The organism is Pirellulales bacterium, assembly GCA_019636345.1.
Taxonomy (GTDB): Bacteria; Planctomycetota; Planctomycetia; order Pirellulales; family Lacipirellulaceae.
This window is the reverse complement of the sequence record JAHBXQ010000013.1, coordinates 17,874-38,042: the sequence shown is the minus strand read 5'-3', so window position 1 is coordinate 38,042 and position 20,169 is coordinate 17,874. Positions and strand designations below refer to the sequence as shown.

At 66.2% G+C, this 20,169-nt stretch carries 16 protein-coding genes; 5 read left to right on the top strand and 11 right to left on the bottom strand.

The window, feature by feature from the left end:
* Positions 1-528 precede the first annotated feature (528 nt).
* A complete protein-coding gene (locus KF688_19655) occupies positions 529-2,277 on the top strand; it encodes a class I mannose-6-phosphate isomerase (GenBank protein ID MBX3427905.1) in 1,749 nt (582 codons plus the stop codon).
* A 36-nt stretch (positions 2,278-2,313) separates the two neighbouring features.
* Here KF688_19655 and KF688_19650 read toward each other — a convergent pair whose 3' ends face one another.
* The 7 genes from KF688_19650 to KF688_19620 form a co-directional block, all read right to left on the bottom strand.
* Positions 2,314-3,453, bottom strand: a complete 1,140-nt coding sequence (locus tag KF688_19650; protein ID MBX3427904.1) for a DUF4185 domain-containing protein — start codon at positions 3,451-3,453, stop codon at positions 2,314-2,316.
* Positions 3,454-3,486: 33 nt separating this feature from the next.
* Positions 3,487-3,816: a hypothetical protein gene (locus KF688_19645; protein MBX3427903.1), complete on the bottom strand. Its 330-nt coding sequence runs from the start codon at positions 3,814-3,816 to the stop codon at positions 3,487-3,489.
* A 49-nt stretch (positions 3,817-3,865) separates the two neighbouring features.
* The gene (locus tag KF688_19640; GenBank protein MBX3427902.1) at positions 3,866-4,765 is read right to left on the bottom strand and encodes a homocysteine S-methyltransferase family protein; all 900 of its coding nucleotides are present in this window, start codon (positions 4,763-4,765) and stop codon (positions 3,866-3,868) included.
* The gene (locus tag KF688_19635; GenBank protein ID MBX3427901.1) at positions 4,746-5,957 is read right to left on the bottom strand and encodes a hypothetical protein; all 1,212 of its coding nucleotides are present in this window, start codon (positions 5,955-5,957) and stop codon (positions 4,746-4,748) included. The genes KF688_19640 and KF688_19635 overlap by 20 nt, the downstream gene beginning before the upstream one ends.
* The gene (locus tag KF688_19630; GenBank protein ID MBX3427900.1) at positions 5,954-7,636 is read right to left on the bottom strand and encodes a DUF4445 domain-containing protein; all 1,683 of its coding nucleotides are present in this window, start codon (positions 7,634-7,636) and stop codon (positions 5,954-5,956) included. The genes KF688_19635 and KF688_19630 overlap by 4 nt, the downstream gene beginning before the upstream one ends.
* 7 nt (positions 7,637-7,643) lie before the next feature.
* Complete coding sequence (locus KF688_19625) at positions 7,644-8,285, bottom strand: corrinoid protein (protein MBX3427899.1); 642 nt, start codon at positions 8,283-8,285, stop codon at positions 7,644-7,646.
* A 246-nt stretch (positions 8,286-8,531) separates the two neighbouring features.
* Positions 8,532-10,673: a hypothetical protein gene (locus KF688_19620; GenBank protein ID MBX3427898.1), complete on the bottom strand. Its 2,142-nt coding sequence runs from the start codon at positions 10,671-10,673 to the stop codon at positions 8,532-8,534.
* Positions 10,674-10,911: 238 nt separating this feature from the next.
* Here KF688_19620 and KF688_19615 point away from each other — a divergent pair, with 238 nt between their 5' ends.
* The 4 genes from KF688_19615 to KF688_19600 all read left to right on the top strand — a co-directional run bounded on the left by KF688_19615 (position 10,912) and on the right by KF688_19600 (position 16,262).
* Entirely contained in the window at positions 10,912-12,177 is a 1,266-nt protein-coding gene (locus KF688_19615; protein MBX3427897.1) for a GntR family transcriptional regulator, read from the top strand.
* A 45-nt stretch (positions 12,178-12,222) separates the two neighbouring features.
* On the top strand, positions 12,223-13,266 hold the full coding sequence (locus KF688_19610; protein ID MBX3427896.1) for a hypothetical protein: 1,044 nt from the start codon (positions 12,223-12,225) through the stop codon (positions 13,264-13,266).
* Between the two features lie 228 nt (positions 13,267-13,494).
* Complete coding sequence (locus tag KF688_19605; GenBank protein ID MBX3427895.1) at positions 13,495-15,315, top strand: hypothetical protein; 1,821 nt, start codon at positions 13,495-13,497, stop codon at positions 15,313-15,315.
* Positions 15,312-16,262: a GNAT family N-acetyltransferase gene (locus tag KF688_19600; protein MBX3427894.1), complete on the top strand. Its 951-nt coding sequence runs from the start codon at positions 15,312-15,314 to the stop codon at positions 16,260-16,262. Before KF688_19605 ends, KF688_19600 begins: the two co-directional genes overlap by 4 nt.
* Here KF688_19600 and KF688_19595 read toward each other — a convergent pair.
* The 4 genes from KF688_19595 to KF688_19580 all read right to left on the bottom strand — a co-directional run bounded on the left by KF688_19595 (position 16,240) and on the right by KF688_19580 (position 20,126).
* Positions 16,240-17,085, bottom strand: a complete 846-nt coding sequence (locus tag KF688_19595) for a tetratricopeptide repeat protein (protein ID MBX3427893.1) — start codon at positions 17,083-17,085, stop codon at positions 16,240-16,242. The genes KF688_19600 and KF688_19595 overlap by 23 nt on opposite strands.
* Before the next feature lie 16 nt (positions 17,086-17,101).
* The gene (locus KF688_19590; GenBank protein ID MBX3427892.1) at positions 17,102-18,292 is read right to left on the bottom strand and encodes a PEP-CTERM sorting domain-containing protein; all 1,191 of its coding nucleotides are present in this window, start codon (positions 18,290-18,292) and stop codon (positions 17,102-17,104) included.
* Between the two features lie 139 nt (positions 18,293-18,431).
* Positions 18,432-19,307 carry a PEP-CTERM sorting domain-containing protein gene (locus KF688_19585; GenBank protein ID MBX3427891.1) on the bottom strand — a complete coding sequence of 292 codons (876 nt, stop codon included), beginning with the start codon at positions 19,305-19,307 and terminating at the stop codon, positions 18,432-18,434.
* Positions 19,308-19,592: 285 nt separating this feature from the next.
* Entirely contained in the window at positions 19,593-20,126 is a 534-nt protein-coding gene (locus KF688_19580; GenBank protein MBX3427890.1) for an EF-hand domain-containing protein, read from the bottom strand.
* Positions 20,127-20,169 lie beyond the last annotated feature (43 nt).

Sequence of the window (20,169 nt, the reverse complement as noted above, 5' to 3'; positions counted from 1 at the left end):
GGGAGGCCTGGCATCATCCCCGCACCCACCCAGCGCTGCACGTTTAAGCCGCCGGGCGCTGCACGATTCCAGGTTCTCCCGCACTCTTGGTGACTGGGACGAACGCAACTTCAACGAATCTCAGCAATTAGCGACGCTAGCTGGAGTGCGATGAGAATTGGGGTGGGAATCGGCCGTAACTTTTCAGAGGGCGGCACTTCGGAGCACCTGTCGGGCTGCGCCATCACCAAGAATGAGGAAGAACCCGATTCCAATGCGACCCGCAAGGCAAGGGGGCGAGACGCTCGCTGAAATGCCATGGCCTATCTCGGCCGCGGCGCATGAACGCCGCAACTGCGATCGTCTTCCCGCAAGGTTACCTCTTGCGAAGCCCCGAGCCAATCCAAGACGATGGGGGCGCCAGCGATCGTGTTTCTGAGCATCCGCGAATGACGCGAATCGCGCAGACTCTTGGATTGATTGAAACAGAGCGATGGGGAGCTCCGAACGGGGGAGTCGAAGTTCGCCGCAAAGCCCGTGGTCAAGCGTATGACTCAGTACGATAAGTACCCTGCGATCGATCTGACGGACTGCGCGGAGCAGCTTTGCGCCGGGTGGGAGGCGATTGCCGCGCGGCTACGGCAGGTCGGTTCCGCACCCGGTCGGACCGGAGCGGTGCTGGTCGTCGATGCCTACCCGGGGGTTGACGACGACGAGACGCTCGCGGCGCTCGTGCGGCATCTGCAGCCGAGTCGCGTGATTGAGACGCTCGAGCTGAAGTTGCCCGAGCAGGCCGTTGCGGCGCAGATCGCGGACAACTTGACCGACGATCGCATCTTCGGCGTCATGTCGGGCATCGAGTTGGAAGCGTGGTTCGATCCGCAGCGGCTCGCGGACGCTCGACAGACGGCGGCCGAGTGGTCCGAGGGACTGCTCTTGGCGTACGGCGTCGGCGCGGCGCTGGTGACGCGCGGCAGTTGCCTCGTCTACGCCGACATGGCCCGCTGGGAGATTCAGCAGCGATATCGTCGCGGCGCGGGCAACTGGGGTGCAGACAACGGCGACGAGGATTTCTTCCGCAAGTACAAGCGGGGGTACTTCGTCGAGTGGCGCGCCGCCGATCGCCACAAGTTCGGGTTGTTCGACGAGATTGACTTCTTCCTCGACACGAATCAACGGCACGAGCCAAAGCTGCTGCCGGCCGAGACGGTCGAAGCAGGGCTGGAGCGGGCCGCGACGCGCCCGTTTCGCGTCGTCCCGTTGTTCGACCCCGCGCCGTGGGGGGGGCAATGGATGAAGGAGGTTTGCGACCTGGATCGCAGCGTGCCGAACTTCGGCTGGTGCTTCGATTGCGTCCCCGAGGAGAACAGCTTGCTGTTCGACCTCGAGGAGACACGGTTCGAACTCCCCGCGCTCGACCTTGTACGCTGGCGTCCGAACGAACTTCTAGGAGAGCAAGTCGTCGCAAGGTTCGGCGCCGAGTTTCCCATTCGGTTCGACTTCCTCGACACGATGGAGGGGGGGCATCTCAGTTTCCAGGTTCACCCGCTCACGGAGTACATCCGCCGGACCTTCGGCCTGCAGTACACGCAGGACGAGAGTTACTACATGCTCGACGCGGGCGACGATGCGACCGTGTTCCTCGGGCTGCGCGAGGGGATCGACCCCGAGGCGATGATTCGCGACCTCCGCGAGGCGCAACGCTCGGCCGATCGTCCGTTTCCTGCGGAGTCGTACGTCAATCAGCGGCCGGCCCGGAAGCACGACCACTTTCTCATCCCCGCGGGGACGGTCCACTGCTCGGGAAAAAACGGCATGGTTTTGGAAATCAGCGCCACGCCGTACATCTTCACCTTCAAAATGTGGGACTGGGGACGGCTGGGACTCGACGGCCGGCCGCGGCCGGTGCATCTCGATCATGCCCTGCAGAACGTCCAGTGGGATCGCACGACGGGGTGGGTCGAATCGAATCTGGTGAATCGCATTGAGCCCTTGGCCGCAGGCCCGGGGTGGCGCGAGGAGCGGACCGGGCTTCACGAGAGCGAGTTTATTGAGACCCGTCGCCACTGGTTCACAGCGCCGGTGGAGCACGAGACGGGGGGGGGCGTGAACGTGCTCAACCTCGTCGAGGGGGCGGAGGCGATCGTCGAAAGTCCCGCCGGGGAGTTTCCCCCGCTGGTCGTGCACTATGCCGAGACGTTCATCGTGCCCGCCGCCGTGGGGCGCTATACAATCCGTCCCTACGGGGCAGCCGTCGGGAGCGAGTGCGCCACGATCAAGGCGTATGTTCGCACGTGAGGAAGACCGCGACGCGGGGGTGCGCATGCCGGCAGCTCAGGGGCGGAACTCCACTTCCACGAGTTGCGGGACATAGGTCGCGGAGTTGACGAACGAGACGTAAATGACGCGGCCCCCGTCGATCGCCAGTTCCGGGTGCTCTTTCGCGGCATAAAACAGGTCGGCGTCGCTGCTGCGCTCGGGGCGAAACGCGACTTCGCCTGCGCTCCACGGGCCGGTCAACTGCGGGGCGGTGCGGACGACGATTTCATTCTCGCGCATTCGGGTGTGGACCGCGACGAACCGGCCTAGATGGGCGTTGTAGGAAGCCGACATCTCGTTCGGCACGCTGTCGAAGAGCGGGGCCGAGGGTTGGAAGGTTTTCGACCACCGCGGCCTCACGTCGGGGCGGGCGTCCGTCGGGGCGTCAACGAGATATTCGTAGCGGGCAAGGTCCTCGACGGATTCGGGCCTCGTCCGGGCCAGAAACATGCCGGTCATCTGCGAGCCCCACAAGTAGGCGTATCCCTCGTGCTCGACGACGAACACGCCGAACCCGGGCTGGTCTCCCTTCCAGAATTCCAGTGATCCGTCGGGAGCGGTCAGTCGTTCGAAGGCGAACTCACCGAGTTTCGCCCGGGCGAGGCCCATGCCGTCGAGCGTGAAGTCGTCGAACACGTCGACCCCTGGCTTGAGCGAGATGCGGTGGTAGAAGAGGTAGACATGCTCCCCCGTGCAGAGCCCGTGCATTGGCCAGATGCGCGACTGACCGGGATCCTCGTCGGAGCGAAAGGGGAGGATCTGCCGCGAGCGGCGGTCATCGGGGGCGGTCAGAAAGCGATACCGCGGCAAGCCGTGCTTCGCATTCTGCGGCGGAACGATTGCGGCCGTGTTCGACAGCTTGTCGCGCAGGTCGAGGTTGCGGATCGAGTTGAACGGGCCCTCGATCGTATCGCCGAACGTCCACAGGGCGTCGCCGTCCGGCAGGACGAGGCTGGTCGCGGCGTCTTGACCGGTGATGCGGAACGGATTGTCGTGGAACAAGTCCCCCACGAGCCGCGCCCGAGCGACGAGCGGCTCCGCGCCGTCGGCGGCACGGCCGACGAGTCCTGTCGGGCCGAGAATCGCCAGCACGACGACAACGAACCGGGGGCCCGGGCCTGAAGAAGGCTTGAGATTCGTTCGCAAGCGGGTCATCGTCCTGGCTCCGAAGCAGCGCGAGCGAGTCCTTCAGACTTCCAACCAGACCACGCCGTCTTCGACGCCGATCCGCGCCCCTGCCGCCGCAGCCGCGGCTTCAAGTGCGTGGCGAAGAATGTTTCGCGGGTCGGGGCCGTGGTCGGCCCGGCGCATGATCGCTTCCCCGGTCCGCGCGCCGACCGTGAGGATGATCTTGAGCCCCTTGCGTTTGCAAGCAACCTGTGGTCCGCCGTCGATGGTCATGTTCAGCGGCTTGACATAGGCGTCGCAATAGTTGACGCCGATCCCAGAACCGTCCGCCGCAGCGGGAGGGAGCAGCGCCTCAGCCGCGACGTTTTCGGCGACAAGTTGGTACTTCATAGTTGTTCTCCGCACGGGCGCCTGAGGACGAATTGCTGACCGCCGCCTGTCACGATCGTGCGTCGATGATTTCTCGGAACCGGCGAATATGGTCGGGCGTGCTGCCGCAGCAGCCGCCGACGATGTTGGCGCCCGCGTCGAGCAGCGCCGGCAGATCGGCGGCCATTTGCTCGGGGGTCTGGCGGTAGACGACCTGCATGTCGACGAGCTCGGGGGTCCCCGCGTTGGGCTGGGCCATCGTCGGAAGTTTGCAGACGCGGCGGTACGTTTCGACGGCGCGGGTCGCCCAGCGAGCGTCGATCCCCGCGCCGCAATTGATCGCCACGACGTCGGCGCCCGCCTGCTCCATAAACTGGGCCGCTTCCTCGGGCGAGATCCCCATCATGGTGCGGATTTCGGAACGATCGAGCGTGACGTCGTACGCCATCGAGCCGATGACGCACGTGGCGCCCGCTGCCTTGGCTGCCTCGATTCCGACGCCCAGTTCCTCGAACGCGGTCTGCGTCTCGATGATGATTGCGTCGACCCCGGCCGCGACCAGCGCGTCGGCCTGTTCGCGGAACGCGTCGCGGACCTCCTGCTCCTTGACCTCGCCGTACGGTTCCATGAGCCCGCCAAAGGGGCCGATGTCGCCAATGACGAAGCCCTCGCGGGCACCGAACGCCTCGCGGGCGATCCGCGCCCCGGCGGCGTTGATCTCGGCGACGAGGTCGACATGACCGTGGCGGGCGAGCATGATCCGCGACCCGCCGAAGGTGTTGGTGATGAGGCAGTCGGATCCTGCGGAGACATAGCGGCGCTGGATCTCGAGCACGCGTTCCGGGTGGTGCACGTTCCAGGCCTCGCCGCAGCCCCCGGGTTCAAGCCCCGCGAGTTGGAGTTGGGTCCCCATGGCACCGTCCCCCAGCAAGGTGCGCGTGCGGATCGCTTCAAGCAATCGGTTGCTCATGGCCGTTGAGTGCAAAGTGAATGGTGTGAAACACGGCTCGCCACTTGTGATCCTGGCTGGCCTGCGAGCAAAGGCACCCCGCAGGACTCGTGGGCGGGTTCCAGGCGAGGGCTTCGTCGAGAAGGCTTCCCACGAGCGGACGATAGGCGGCCAATTCGTCCATGTACTGTCGGGGAGCGTCGAGGTAGCGGCACATCGACTGATACCCGGGGCGATCGGCTGCGGGGGCGCAGTCGCAACCGACGATGCGATAGGCGCCGCCGAGCTCTCGCTGCAATTCGACGCGGTACTCGAACGCCAGCGGCACGCCCATGTTCGTGCAGGTCGAGCCGTCGAAGCGAAACACGGCGGCGACGGAGCGTCCGGAGTCGCCAGCAGAACCGCCCCCGGTGATCGTCAGCCGCTTGGTGCGCCACAGAGAGAGCGTTTTGAGAGGGAACGCGTACGCCGGCGGCGGCTGCATTGCGGCGGTTGGCCGATCGACTTGGATCGCGAAGTCCCGCACGCAGTCCAGGGTTTGGCCCGTCGCAGTCGCTGGAGCGACGCCAAACGCCGCCAGGGTCGACTTGGCCGGGGTCAGGCCGCCGGAGGGGAGGACTTCGATCGGAACGTGATGGTCGCGAGCGTCGCCGTCGCACATTGCGGTAAAGAGCGCCGCTTGATCGGCCAGCTCCCACCCGGGATAGCCGGGACAGTAGCGGGGGAGCGCCACGCGCCCCTGGCGGGCGGCCTCCGATCGCACAAGCTGCTCGGCCTGTGCCCGCTGGTGCTCCACAACGGCGATCGCCCAGGCGTTCAGGAACATCGCCTCGTCGGGGCGACCTGCTTGCCACATGTCGGCGAGTCGACGATCGACCTCGGCGCCGGCAGTGGCGCCGAACAAAACGACCTCGTCGACCCCGCCGCGGGAGAAACTCCGTGCGAGCGTCGCACTTGTCAGCACATGCTCGGCGTCGAGACGGATCGCGGGGTCGTCGATCCGCACGACGGGCCGACGCCGCAGGATCGCCCAGGGCCGAGCGTTGGCGCGATACCAGCGGCGGGTGCGCTCGAGCAACTCGTCGAACCGAGTTTCCCATTCGGCCTCGCTCGGGACGCCCAGGTGACGGCGCACCAACTCCGCGGGCGGGTCCTCGGTCGTATCGAGGGCCTGCCATGCGGGCGTCGGTCGTAAGCGGAGGACTTGGGTCATGGAGCGGGCGTCAGTTGCTCAAGCGGCGCCAGTTGGCAGCCGTCGACGAAGCGATCGAAGAAATCCGGATCGGTTTCGAGTTCCACGTGCTCGATCTGCGCGACGCACTGTTCCAGGCGACGTCGGGCGCTCATGGAGCAGAGAGCCAAGGTCGCCCCCTCGATTGCCGCATTGCCGATCTGGACGATTCGGTCGTCGGGCATGTTAGGAATGAGCCCGATCCGCCGCGCGGCGTCGACGTCGATATGCCGGGCGAAACCGCCGGCAAGGTAGAACCGATCGAGTCCGGCCAGTCCGATGCCGTACCGCTTGAGAACGATCTGCAGGCCCGCGGCGTTGGCGCCCTTGGCTTGGGCCAACTCGCTGACGTCGGACTCGGCGAGATACACGTTCCGGGCCTCGTCGAACACGAAGCAGTGATCGCCGTTGACGAACCGGCCGAAGCGATCGATCCGCTCGGTGCGCAGCAGCTCGCTGAGTGCGGCGATGAGCCCCGAGCCGCAGATTCCCTCGGGGGGCGCGTCGCCGATGGTTCGCAGCGACGGGACGCCGTCGGCCGAGAGGCGGATCGATTCGATCGCCCCGTCGAGAGCCGGCATGCCGCAGGCGATGGCGCCTCCCTCGAACGCCGGCCCCGCGGGGCACGAGGCGGCGAGCAGCCGGCGGGAATTGCCGACCACCAGTTCCGTGTTCGTTCCCACGTCCATCACGGCAACGGTGCGGTCCTCGTCGAGCAATCCGACCGCCAGCAAGCACGCCGCCGCGTCGGCCCCAACATGCCCCCCCACGATCGGCAATCCGACGACGTGCGCCTGCGGGTGGATCGGCAGCCGCAGGTCCTTGCCCGTGGCGAACAGCGTCGTCGACGTCCTGCGGCCTTCGGCGAGTTCGTGCTCAGTCAGCGAGCGATAGGGCCGCTGGCCGACGGACTGAACGTCGAGTCCGAACACGAGATCGCGCATCGTCGTGTTGCCGACGACGATTGCCTCGTAGATGGCGGCCGGGTCGCAATCAAATTCTTCGATCGCGTGCCCCAGGTAAGCCAGCAGGGTCCGCTGCAGCAGCCGGCCGCGGTTCTCGCCGTCGTAGCGGATGCGGGCCATAACGTCGCTCCCCGCGAAGCGCTGCGGGTTCTCGAACGATTGCACGGCACGGATCACGCCGGTCTCGAGATCGACCAACCGGACGACGACCGTGGTCGTCCCCACGTCGATCGCCAAGCCTAACAGCGGTCCGCTGGCCTGCGTCAGGGGGCGGCCGTCGAGCAGCACCTGCTTGGCGACGCGAGTGACCGCGGGGTCGAGCGACGCCGCGCCGGCGCCGGCGAAGCCCGTCGCGGCGGAGTGCTCAATTCGCATCGTCCCGCGGCGAAGCGTGCGGCAACGGATCGTCGCGTCCGGAGCCGCAACGCGGGCCTGACATGCCAAGCGAAAGCCGTCGCGGAGGTGCGCCTCGCTGGCTGTCGGCGGCGAGAGCGACTCTCCTCCCGCGACGACTTCGACGAGACACTCCCGGCATTTGCCGTTCATGTAACACGAAGTCGGCACTCGCACGCCGAGGCGTTCGGCGCATGCGAACAGCGACTCGCCCTCCTCGGCCGAGCATGACTGCGCATTAAGGTCGACTTGTGCCGCCACGATGATTTCGGATTGCTTGGGGAAGTAAGCCGAACCGGTCAAGGGGCCGTCACACGGCCACAGGATACAACTCTTTGAACAGTTCGACCGCTCGGGGGGCGTCGGCGCCATAGCCGTCGGCGCCAATTTCTTCGGCGAACATCTCGCTGACCGGCGCGCCGCCGACGCAGACCTTCACGTGTTCGAGGCCCGCGTTCTTGAGGGCGTCGACGACCACCTTCATGTAGGGCATGGTCGTGGTCAGCAGAGCGCTCATGCCGACGATTCCCGCGTCGTACTCGCGGACCGCGGCGATGAACTTTTCGGCCGACTGGTCGACCCCGAGGTCGACAATGGTGAACCCCGCCCCTTCGGCCATCATGCAGACAAGGTTCTTGCCGATGTCGTGGAGGTCCCCTTTGACGGTCCCCATAACGACGGTCCCGAGAGACCTCGATTCGCCGCCGGCGGACAACAGGGGCTTAAGAACCCCCATCCCGGCTTTCATGGCTCGTGCGGCCACCAGCACTTGGGGTACATAGAGCCGATTATGCTTGAAATCCTCACCGACGACGCTCATGCCTGCGATGAGTCCCTCCTGGAGCACCTCGTGAGGGCCGCGACCCTCGTTGAGCGCCGCGCGGGTCATCGCTTCAATCTGCGGAGCCTGTCCCTCGTAGAGCGCCTGGTTCATCAAGGGGTAGTCGGGCATCGTCGGTCCTCGGCCTGCTCTGCAAAACGGTTGTTCAGGGGCTCAGCGAGACGGCGGCTATGTGAGTTCCGAGCAACCGTGAATGACGCGGATGGCGTCGGTGATTGCTCTTCGGTCCCGGCGATCGTTTACCGACGGCATGACACCATGTGCGAGGCGATGGGATCGTTCCGACGGAATCCTTATCGAGTCGTGTTATTTGCCGTTCTTGCTGAGCCCGGTCGTGTCGGCGGACGCCAGTACCCGTTACGGGAGTTCCCGGAGGGCGACTCCCGTGTCCTCGCTGCGGATCTCCCAGAGTTTGCCGCCGAAGCGCACGCCGTGAAGAGCACCGCGGACGCCGCGGTCGGTCGATGGTTCCAGCAATTCCAACTCGCCCGTGAAGCTGGGGCTGAACCCGAACAGCGTGCCGATGATCACCTCGGCGAACGCGCCGCCGCCAACGCACTCCCGCATACAGGCCCCCCGCATGGCGATTCGCACGGGGGCGTCGTGTTCGAGCCGCCGCGGTCCGTAGAATTCGCGGGCCTGGGCGTACGCCCCCTCGTCGAGGACCTGCTGCGTACTGCGCAGGAACTCGACCGCCGGGCCCCAGGCGCCCAGCACGCACATCGTATCGACCGTCAGCGCCGGCCAAGCGTCGAACGCACCCATCGGGCCGTGGTCGGGGCGATCGGAGATCTGGGCCGCTTCGTCCCGCGGCGACATCGCCCGCATCCAGCGGTCGGTCAGCAACTCGCGGCGGACGAAGTCGACCATCTCGGACCGCATCGCAGGGGTAAGGTCCGGAGTCATCGTCCGACCGACGGTGACGAAATCGTAGCAGTGCCGCAATTCGACTTTGCGGCCGTCGCGGTGGAGCGCGTGCCACACGCCGTCCCCCGGCTTGTACAGATCGAGCACCGACTGAGCGAGCGCGTCGGCCTCGGCCCGCAGTTCGGCGGCTCGGGCGTCGTCGCCTCGCACTGCGTGCAAGTCGGCGACGGTGCGCATCATCCAGACGTTAGCCGCGTTGAACGACGGGACACGGTGAACGTACGCCGGGGCGCACTCGAGCAAGTTCTCGTTCTCGCCGTAGTCGGCAAGCAGGACCGACTTGTCTCGCTGCAGCGTCTTCCAATTCGTGGCGAGTCGTTCCATGCGCTCGAGGACCGCGGCGTCGCCGAGGGATTCGTCCAGAAAATCGCTATCGCCCGTGACGGCCAGATAGTTGGCCGCCAGTTGGAAGATCGTAAAATCGTTCGCGGCGTACCAGCCGTCCCACTGACTGCCATCGGCCAGATTGCACACAGGGCCGCGGTGGGGATCGCACTGCAGGAACAATCGCAGGTGCTCCTTGAGGCCGCGCGGTTCCAAGAGGGCGAACACCTTGGACCACATCGAAGTGTCCCAGAAGAAGACGACCCCTTTGTCCCGCTCGCCGCTGGTGATGAATACGCGATCGCACAAAGCGAGGTTCGTGCGGTGGAGCGCCAGCAGCGTCAGGACGCTGCGGTAGTAGATCTCGCGGAGTGCCGCATCGTCGGTCTGCAACTCGGGCAAGTTGCCGGAGAAGTGGGCGTTGCCCGGGGTGAACGCCTGCGCCCAGCGAGTTTGCCAGCCGGTCTTTGCTTCGTCCCAGGCGATGTCGAACCTGCGGGCCAAGTCGATTGCGAGGCGCGCCGAAGCCGCTTCGTCGGCCGGAGCGCCCTTCTCGCCGTGAGCCGCCACGAATCGCAAAACTGCCGATGCGCCAGGCTCGAGTCGCTGCGACCAAGTTGCTGCGACAGCGCCGTCGCGGGAGTGCAACTCAGTCTCCTGACCAGCGATTGCGTGGGCGAAGTCGAGCGAATACTCGTCTAAGCGACCATACGCCGCCGCCCCGTCTTTGACCTGTGCAAGGCGGCCGGGCAACGTCAATCCGAGGGCCGGCGTCTGCAAGAGCGGCGACTCATTCGTCAGGCGGATCTCGTACAAGATCCCAGGCCCCTCGAATGGGAGTCGGACGGCCGTCTCGACGACGAGCCCGTCGACGGTCGCCTTGCGCAGCGCCTGATGCGGATCCCATCGGCACGATTGGCTGTCGAGCTTCGCGCCGTCGACAGTCAGTTCGACCAACGGCAGCGAGCGATAGCGAAACCAGCGCGGGCCGGTCGGCCAGTCGAACAGCTGCTCGCCCGGGTTGGAGTGGACGCCGACGAGGTCGGGGGCGCAGGCCGCCATCTCGTGGAAGTTGTGGAGCGTCGGCATGTGGGCCAACTCGGCCACGTCGAGCCACTTGCTCGTCAAGTCGTCCAGCGCCGGCACCCCGCGCGGGGTTGAGACCGACTCCTCGGCCGCGACCAGCGCCGCGGCAAGCGGCCAAGCCGCGCACCCCAGGCAGAGCGTGAGCGAGATCGACTTGAGCATGACAAGTTCTCCGCGGAAGAGTTGCACCCGTGGCGGAGGCAGCCGGGAGCCGAATCAATGAGGCTCCGAACGATACACTTTGCGATGCCGGCCGGCAGATCGGCAGGGAGGACGAGGCCTACCGGACACAGGGCCCGGAAGACCTTGCCAGCCGCCCCGTGAAACCGTTTGTAGGATACTCGCCGGCATTGAAAAAGCAATGCATATAAGAACTATAGGATCGATCTAATTGTCAGACATGTCATTGCAACATGCCGATCCGCGGACTAGGATTGAAACGCCTACTTTTCTGCAGCGGCAGTCGATTCGCCACAACAACCTCAGCACGCCGCGTACCCCCGGAACTGATCAAGTGGCCGAGAAACCTCGCTATCGGCTGATTTACGACTCGCTCCGGTCGCAGATCGAGGGGGGCGGACTGCGGGCTGGGGCGAAGCTGCCGACAGAGGCCCAGTTAATGCGGCAATTCGCCGTTTCTCGGACCACGGTCTCGCGCGCTCTCCGCGACCTCGAAATCCAGGGATTCCTCACCCGTCGCCGCGGCTCGGGGACGTATGTCTGCGCCACCGCGTCGGTGGCCGAGCACCTGGAACTGGCTTTCTTCGTCCCTTGGGTCGAGTCGGGAGCGGGGCTCCCCTACGTCGAGGGGCTCATTCACCAATATCTGGCCGATCTTACTAGCACCCGCCGGTCGACGTTGTCTCTGCAGTGTCTCGCCGGGGGCGCAACGCTCGAGGAGCGGGTCATGGCCTCGGTCGACGCGCTCGTCGAGCGCGGCGTCGACGGCGTGTTCTACTATCCGGCCGAGTTGCCGCGCGAGGAGATGCAACTCAATGTCCGCGCCGTCGAGAAGCTGCTCAGGTCCGGCAGCCGCATCGTGCTGATCGACCGCGACATTGTGCCCTATCCCGGGCGCAGCAACTACACCCGCATCGGGTACGACAATCGCCGCGGCAGCGCGCTGCTGACGAGCCACCTGCTCGATCAAGGGGCGCGGCGCATCGCCTTCGTGGGGATTCCGGAGGTTTCGACCGCGGTCGCCGATCGGCTGGCCGGGTATCACGAGGCCCATCGTTTGCACGGGTTGACGGTTGATTCCGAATTGGTGTTCGCCGCAGACGAGATTGACCTCACGCGCGATTTTTGCGACCGCATCCTCGACGACGGCCGTCCCGATGCAATCATCTGCAAGATGGACCGCTACGCAGCGCTGTTGGGGCGACACCTGATGGCTCACGGGCTGCGGATCGGCGTCGACGTGAGGCTGGCGGGCTTCGACGACGACCCGATTGCCGAACTGCTGCCGGTGCCGCTAACGACCATTCGGCTGCCGATTCAACCGTTCGTGCATGCCGCTTACGAGGCGATGGCGGCGCAGATCACGGGGACCGACCGCGAGCCGCGACAGATCGTGATCGACGCTGAGCTTGTCGTCCGCGGCTCCACGTGCTCCGCTCCGCAACCGCGGATGCCCCGTCCGCAGTTCGAGTCGCCGTTGCGTTAACGCGATCGTGATCCGCGCCTGGCCATTGAATTTCGAGCACCGACGATGACGGCGATTGTCGCAGGAGCGGACGGCGGCGGGACGCGAACTCGCGTGGCGTTGGCGTCCGTCGAGGGACGCCTGCTGGGGATCGGCGAAGCCGGCTCGGGCAACTACCACGACGTCGGCTCCGCGGGGTTTGCGGCGAATCTCAATCTCGCGCTCGAGCGCGCACGGGTTGCTGCGGGATGCGCGGCGCAGCCGCTGGCGGCGATTTTTCTCGGGCTGGGGAGCATCGTTACGCCCGAGGACAAGGCCGCGATCCGAGCGGTCGTCGAGGTCGCGCCCTGGGCGCCGCGCGATCGCATCGGCGTCGATCACGACTTGCGAATCGCCCATCAGGGTTGCCTTGGCGGACGCGAGGGGATCGTGATTATCGCCGGGACCGGTTCGTCTTGTTACGGGCGCGACGCCGAAGGGCGGTGTTGGAAGTCCGGGGGATGGGGACCCACGCTCGACGACGTCGGCAGCGGCCATTGGCTCGGCCTGCAAGCGATGATCGCCGCGACCCGGGAGTTCGACGGTCGCGGCCCGGCGACGAAACTTACTCCGGCGGTCCTGGCGGGCTTAAGTCTGGAATCGCCGCTTCATTTGCTGGCGCGCGTGGAACTTGACGGAATGACGCGGAGCGAGATCGCCGAGCTCGCGAGGTTGGTCGTCGCCGAGGCGGAGCAGGGCGACGCCGTCGCGCGGGGGATCATCGACGCCGGGGTCGCCGAACTGGCCGAACTCGCCGCGACGGTGTCGCACAGATTGGCGTTCGACGACGTGCTGCTGCGGATCCCGGTCGCTGCGACCGGGGGACTGGTCGACGCGGGAGAGGCGTTTCTCGGGCCGCTGCGCGCCGCGTTGGCAGCACGATTGCCGAAGGCCGAGCTTGTCGCCGGTCAGGCCCCTCCTGTTTTGGGAGCCGTCCTGTTGGCGATCGAGATGCTCGCTCCGACCTGCGATCCGCAGGCGCTACTCGCGCGGCTGCAATCGCCCCCTGCAGTCGAGACGCGGCGGCCGGCGCCAGCGCCCTCGGGGCCCAGGCCCTCGTTGTCCGAGTGATTCGCTCGAACGCGTGCGGCCGGGGCGGCTTGCGACTACAATGGCAACTGAGTTTCGGCATGAATCGCCCCGGGCGGGACGCCGAAGCGACGCTCGTCTCGATCTTGTCGCGAGGCTAGTTTGGTGAATCGTCTCGTCGCCGCGACTTTCGCTTGCCTCTTGTATTCGCTCGCGACACGGCGCCGGGGGCGAGTTCGCCATCGGCGAGCGTACGGAACGCGACTCGCATTGGTTGGGACTGCCGTCTGCGGCGGGGCCGTGGCGGCCTGGGCTCAGCCGTTTGTGATTCAAGTCGTCGATTCCGAGACAGGGCGCGGCGTGCCGTTGGTTGAACTCACCCCGTGGCAGGGGCCGCTGATCCTGACGGACAGCAACGGGTTGGCGACGATCACCGATCCCGCGCTCTTGAACAAGAACACGTTTTGGGGCGTGCGGAGCTACGGCTATTCGGAACGGGGCGGAACGATTCAAACCACCCCGGGCGAGACGACGCAAATGGCGATCGATCGCCGCAATCTGGCCGAGCGGCTCTACCGCGTCACGGGTCCCGAGATTTACGGTCATACGGTCGCGGCTGGGCAGCCGGCGCCGATCGCCCAGCCGTTGCACAACGCCAACGTCCGCGGACAGGACTCGGTGCAGACGGCAATCTACCGGGGACAGCTCCACTGGTTCTGGGGGGATACGCTGTACGAGGTCGGCTTCGGCAACTTCCGCACCTCCGGGGCGCGGTCGCAGGTGCCGGAGCAAGGGGGATTGGCGCCCGGCGTCGGAGTCGACTTGCAGTACTTCGTAAACTCCGCCGGTTCGGCTCGCGAGATGATGCCGCTGGCCGACCCGGGGCCGATTTGGATCGACGGGCTGTTCACCATTCTTGACGCCGCCGGCGAAGAACGGATGCTTGCCCGATTCTCGAGGATCGAGCCGGGCTCGGCGAACTTCAACATGCTCGAACAGGGGCTCGCGCTGTTCAACGATGCGACCGAGACCTTTGAGCGATTTCAGCCGTACGCAATTGACGCTCCGATCACGCCGCAGGGACATGCGTTTCACCACTCGGCGGCGGGGGTCGATTACCTCTACTTCGCCCAATCGTATCCCAACGTGCGGGTGCGGACCGATTGGCAGCACGTGACCGACGTCAACGAGTGGGAGGCGTTCACGCCGCTGGCCGCGGGGACGCGCTACGACGCCGCCAACCCTCCGCTCGAGTACGACGATCAGGGGAAGCTCCTGTTCGGCTGGAAGAAGGGGGCAGATCCCTTCACCACCGAAATGCTCAACGACCTGGTCGCCAAGGGGCTGCTCGTGCGGGACGAGTCGCCGTTCCGCTTGGAGGACGCCGCCACGGGGCGCGACGTCTCGCTCCACCGATCGTCGGTCAAGTGGAACGACGATCGGCAAAGCTGGGTGATGATCGGCACGGAGTTGTTCGGCGACAGCCTGTTGGGCGAAGTCTGGTTCGCCGAGGCGCCGACCCCCGAGGGACCGTGGAACAAGGCGGTCAAGGTCGTCACCCACGATCGCGGTACGACGGGAGACTACACCTTCTACAACCCGGCGCTCCACGAGTATTTTTTCGAGGAGAGGGGCCGCATCATCTATTTCGAGGGGACGTATGCGAACACGTTCTCGGGCAACCCGACGGCAACCCCGTTGTACGACTACAACCAGATGATGTACCGACTCGATCTGGCGACGATTCCTCGGCTAGCTGAGCTGCGGGCCGACTACGACGCCGACGGGGCCGTCGACGGGGAGGACTTTCTCGTCTGGCAGCGGCAATTCGGCGGTCCGCCTGACGGGACGGCGGGGGACGGCGATCGAAACGGGGCGGTCGACGGGTTCGACTTGGCCATCTGGCAGGCCGGGTACGGGCTAAGCGGCGGGGTTGTCGCCGGGAGCGTCGTTTCCCTCGGCGTGCCGGAGCCGCGATCGCAGGCGATGCTTCTCCTGGCGTTTGCCGTGGGGAGGACGGCCTGGAACCTCTCCCCGCGAGGAACGAACCACCGCGGATTGCCACCGGAACGCTCGAGGCTCCGCCCGTGACCGCTCCGTCTCGCCCCGCGGCCGTTGCGTTCGACATCGCCAAGAGCGGGTTTTCGATCCGCTCGGCGTCAGCAGACGACGCGCAGGCGTGTCGGATGCTGCTCCCCGGGATGGTCGGGGTCGCGGGATTCGTGACGGCAGTCGAGGGGGAGCGTGGCCTCGTGGTCGGCGCCGCGGCGATCACCCACTCGCGCCGCCACAAGCCTCCGACAGGGCCCGGCGCGGCGGTACACGTCATCCCTCCCTGCCGCAGCCACGGCGTCGGCAGGGCGCTCGTGGCGACGATGGCGCAATACGCAGCCCGCTGCGGGGATGATGCGATTTACTCGGCTCGCAAAGTCGATATGGCGAGCGAGGAGTTCGCCGCGTGGCGCGGACTGGGGTTCGAGGCGGTCGAGACGGTCGAGGAACACGAGTTGTCAGTCGCCGAGTTTGCGCCGCGACTGGCGCCGCTGGTCGCGTGGCTGCGCGAGCATGGCCGCATTCCGTCCGAGGCGCGGATCGTCCCGCTTTACGCGGCCGACCGGCAGCAGGTGCTCGAGTTCCATATGGCTCATCTTGGCGGCGACCGGGATGTCTTGCGCGCACGGCTCCACGGGCAGGGGAACGACGCCTTTCATCCGCGCTACTCGCGCGTGCTGTGCCTGGGAGAGCGAGTCGTCGGGTGCGTGCTAGCCCACCGGACGGCACGCGACGCCGCGGCCGTCGACGCCGTGATCGTCGCCCCCGAGTTGCGGAACGACTGGGCGAACGCGTGGTTGAAGTTGGAAGCGTGCCAGGGGGCCCAGGCGATCGGAGTGGTGCGGTTCCACTTCTCGTCGTTTGATCATTACCAGGACACGCGGCGATTCGCCGCGCAACTGGGGGGGATGACGACGCGCACCTGGGCGCTGATGGCGCGTTCCGTCGACGGTTCGCCGATCGTCAAGCGGGACGGGTCGGAGTAACGGTCGTCGACTTGGCGGCGGCTCGTCTTCGGCGAACCAATTCTCGCCCCTGCTGCCGCATCGCAGCGGCGGCGGCGTGGTCGCCGCGCTCCTCGGCGAGCCGCGCCAATCGACGGCAAGGCCCGGCCAATCGCGGGCCAAGGGTCGCCGCGGTGCGAAACGCCGCCTCGGCGGCGGGCATGTTGCCGAGCTGCGCGAGCGCAATCCCCAGTCGTTGGTGGACTGCCGGGACGGTCATGTCGGCGTCGAGCGCGCGGAGGGCGAAGTCGACGGCTGCTTCCGGCTCGCCGCGACGCAGCGCGACGGCCGCCATGCCTGCCAACGCGTCGGTGCGATGCGGCTCCTCGCCAAGGGCCTGCTCGAACGCCTCGGCGGCCGCGGCGATGCGACCGCGGCGGAGGTGTGCGACGCCGATCGCCACGTCGGCCGCGGGGAAAGGCTCACGGAGCGCGCGGGCGTACTCGGCCGCGGCCAGGGCGTCGTCGAAACGGCGGCGGCGCAGCTCAGCCGCCGCGCGAAGCAGGGCGAGCTCGGCGTGCTCGACGCCATGCTCCTCGAGCCAATCAAGATGCGAGATTGCTTCGGCAGCGCGTCCCGATTGCACTTCGACCTGCGCCAGCAGTCGTCGCGGCGCCGTCCACGCGGGGGCCGCCCCTGCAAGTTCCGTCAGCGCGTCGCGAGCTTCGCCAAGTTCGCCCGCGTCGATCTGCGCCTGCGCGAGACTGAGCGTTGCAGCGTGGCAGCGCTCGCCCTCGGCGTGCATGCGCGCCAAGTCGTGCGGATCGACGTAGCCCAGGGCGACGAGATGCTCGATGCTCGCCATGCTGTCGCGCCGGGATTCACCGCGCCGCCGAGAAGAGTTGCCGCAGCTTCCAACGGCGAACGACGAAGCAGCCCGCCAGCAGCAGTGCGCCGACGATCGTGAGCCCGATGGCGCCCGGTTCCGGGACGGCGCCGGCGACTGACACAACTGAGCCGGTTCCGTAACCGATGTTCCAGAGCGCCAAGTCCGCGCCGTCGATCATGCCGTCGCCGGTGCCGTCGGCGCCTGCGCCGGGGGCGACGGTCGAGCCGAACCCGCGCTGCCAGATCAGGAAATCCGTCCCGTCGACATTGCCGTCGTTGTTGAAATCGGGATCGGCGACGAACGGCCCCGTGTCGCCGGCGGCGATCGGCACGCCGGGGGTCGATTCGTAGGCCCAGCCGGTGACCACCCCGGTGGCGTCGGCCTCGTTGGTAATTTGCAGCCCGATCCAACCGTAGTAAAATTGCTCGGCAATGTTGGGATTGGCCGCGAGGTCTTTGGAATTGAGCCCCGGTTCGAGGGCGTCGTTGAGATCGATTCGCACGCCGACGTAGCGCGTTTCGCCGTTCAGACCGAGCCAGCCGTCCAGATCGGGGAAGTCCAGATTCGGGCCAATCGGCTGTTGGACTTGGCGACCGGCGAGAACGGAATCGAGTTGTCCCGCATCCTCGTCAATGAGCCGGTTGGCGCGAATCGCCATGCCGGTGCCGGCGAAGTTGTCGTTCTCCTGCCAGTCCCACACCGTTCCAGGGACCAAGCTGTCGAGGCCCGAGGCCCCGATCATGTCCCCCGCCTTCAGCGCAACGGCGTAGCCCCCCGTATCGCCGAAGCTGTTGGAGAACTGCAGATACTCTGCGTCGCTGTTGCGGGGCGTGCCGTTCAGCGGGAAGGGTTGATAGTTGACGTCGGGCAGAAAGCTGTCGAAGTCCAGCGGATTGGACGCACCGTTGAAGTCGTTCTTGTCGATTTGCAGGTAGTCGAGCGGCGTACCGTTGAGATCGACCCGATCATGATCGATCTGGAAGTCGATCTGACCGTCGCCGTTGAAGTCGATGTTGACTTCTCCGTTGATGCCGAAGGGGACCGGCGTGGTGTGGGCGACGATGGCGCCATCGGCAGTCTCGGCCGCGACGATCGCTCCGGCCGCGGCAAGATAAGCCGTCAGACGGGTTTCGTCGGCCGCCGCACGGACGCCCGATGGGATGCGAACAATCCTCTCGCTCATGCTACCGCTCCTGCCCGGACGAACGAACTGAAGACGAGTCGCGCCGCCGGGGCGGCGCGGAGTTGAGTGCGGCGCGGCGACCCGCACGAGTCGCCGCGCCGGCAGTTTCACTGCAACCGACTTGCGCCGATCGTGCGCGTCATTCCGACTTCTTGCTGCCGAAGAATCGGCGACCGACGAGCGCTGCGGCCCCAATGCCGGCGATCGCGATCGTCGATGGTTCGGGAATCACGCCCGCGGGGATGGGTCGACCGGGCTCAGTTTCATAGGCGTACCCGACGACCGCTCCGGTGGCGTCCGCCTCGTTATCGATGCGGATTCCGATCCAGCCGTAGTTGAACGTCGGCGAGCCGTTGAGTTGCATTTGGACGCCAAGGTAGCGCACCTCTCCTCCCAGCCCGACGAAGTTGGGACCGTTGGTAGGCGTGATCGTCGTCAGGCCGCCGAGGACCTGATCGATCTGCCCGGCGTCTTCATCGATGAGTCGGTTGGCGCGAATCGCGCTGCCGCCGCCGCCGAAACTGGCCGTCTCCTGCCAGTCGAGATTCGAGGCGGGGCCGATGAGCGTTCCGTGCGTCAACGCCGCAGGATAATCGGTCGCCGCTCCGGTGGGGATGACGTACTTGGCATTATCGGCGTTGTTGGGGACCGTCATGCCCGGGGGGAACGTCGTCGCTGTGAAGCCCGGCAGCGGGTCGAAGTCGAGCGGGTTCGACGCCCCATTGACGTCGTTCTTGTCGATCTGCAAATAGTCGAGCGGCGTGCCGTTGAGGTCGACACGATCGTGATCGATCTGAAAATCGATTTGGCCGTCGCCGTTGAAGTCGATGTTGACTTCGCCGTTGACGCCGAAGGGTTGGACGGTCGTGTTGCCGACGATGACGGCGTGCGCATCGGTCGCGCCGGCAGCGACGGCGACGGCGCTGGTCGCGGCAGCGTAAGCGGCGAGCCGAGATTCAAGCGACGGCGTGCGGCCGTGCGCGGCGGGCGAGCGGTGGCGATCGTTTGAGAGCATGAGGTCTCCTCCACGGTGATGAGGCGTTGCGGACGAGCGAAACGAGTGCCGCCAAACGTGCCGGCGAAGAGGCGAACAAGACGCGCCAAGACGCGGACGGCGAAGAACGAGACGAGAGACGCAGCCGTGATTAAAGGTGATTGGGATTCCCACGGAAGTCAAGAAAATCGGGCGCCGAGCAAGGCGACGAACGTAGTTGTCATGTCATTTGGGATTGGCGATTGCGTTTCGGTTCGGAGGCGGTGCGCTCTCGACACGTTGCGACGCCGCCATGCTCATGCCTCACTATTTCAGGCTGACTTTGAACCCTGGATTGCCGAACTCGGTTTCGTAGCCCAGGGTCGTTTGCGCGTTGTATCGCTCGGGGATGGCGATATTGGGGTGAGTCACCTCGATCTTGTACGTGCCGCAGTGGACCCCGATGATGCCATGCTCAGAGGCAGGGAGGTCTTCGTCGCGGATGTCCATGGCGGCTTTTCCCGCTTGGCCGGTCGTCCCGTAGGCCGGCTTCACTTGGGCGCCCAGATACGGTTCGGGAACCAGCTTGACCGTAGCGCCCGCCAGCGGCCGGCCGTTCCAGACGACGGCGATTTGCAGGTTCGTTTGTCCGATCTTCGAGGAGACGAACTTCTGGAGTTGCGCCTCGATTTCGGTCTGCGAGACGGCGCCGTCGCCGTCGGAGTCGTACGCGGCCAGATGGAGCTTGATTCCCGGACAGGCATCGAGTTCGGCGCCCGAAAGTTTGCCGTCTCCGTCCTTGTCGTAGAGCCGAATCGCTTCGGCTCCCGCTTCAGCCGAATTCACCGACGGTGCGCTCACGCGGGTCGGCCCACGAGAGCACCCGACCGCAATCGCGGCCAAG

Bases quoted from the DNA above. Each gene is read 5' to 3' on its own strand.
- KF688_19655 (MBX3427905.1), top strand. From the start codon at position 529: ATGACTCAGTACGATAAGTACCCTGCGATCGATCTGACGGACTGCGCG.
- KF688_19650 (MBX3427904.1), bottom strand. From the start codon at position 3,453: ATGACCCGCTTGCGAACGAATCTCAAGCCTTCTTCAGGCCCGGGCCCC.
- KF688_19645 (MBX3427903.1), bottom strand. From the start codon at position 3,816: ATGAAGTACCAACTTGTCGCCGAAAACGTCGCGGCTGAGGCGCTGCTC.
- KF688_19640 (MBX3427902.1), bottom strand. From the start codon at position 4,765: ATGAGCAACCGATTGCTTGAAGCGATCCGCACGCGCACCTTGCTGGGG.
- KF688_19635 (MBX3427901.1), bottom strand. From the start codon at position 5,957: ATGACCCAAGTCCTCCGCTTACGACCGACGCCCGCATGGCAGGCCCTC.
- KF688_19625 (MBX3427899.1), bottom strand. From the start codon at position 8,285: ATGCCCGACTACCCCTTGATGAACCAGGCGCTCTACGAGGGACAGGCT.
- KF688_19620 (MBX3427898.1), bottom strand. From the start codon at position 10,673: ATGCTCAAGTCGATCTCGCTCACGCTCTGCCTGGGGTGCGCGGCTTGG.
- KF688_19615 (MBX3427897.1), top strand. From the start codon at position 10,912: ATGTCATTGCAACATGCCGATCCGCGGACTAGGATTGAAACGCCTACT.
- KF688_19610 (MBX3427896.1), top strand. From the start codon at position 12,223: ATGACGGCGATTGTCGCAGGAGCGGACGGCGGCGGGACGCGAACTCGC.
- KF688_19595 (MBX3427893.1), bottom strand. From the start codon at position 17,085: ATGGCGAGCATCGAGCATCTCGTCGCCCTGGGCTACGTCGATCCGCAC.
- KF688_19590 (MBX3427892.1), bottom strand. From the start codon at position 18,292: ATGAGCGAGAGGATTGTTCGCATCCCATCGGGCGTCCGTGCGGCGGCC.
- KF688_19585 (MBX3427891.1), bottom strand. From the start codon at position 19,307: ATGCTCTCAAACGATCGCCACCGCTCGCCCGCCGCGCACGGCCGCACG.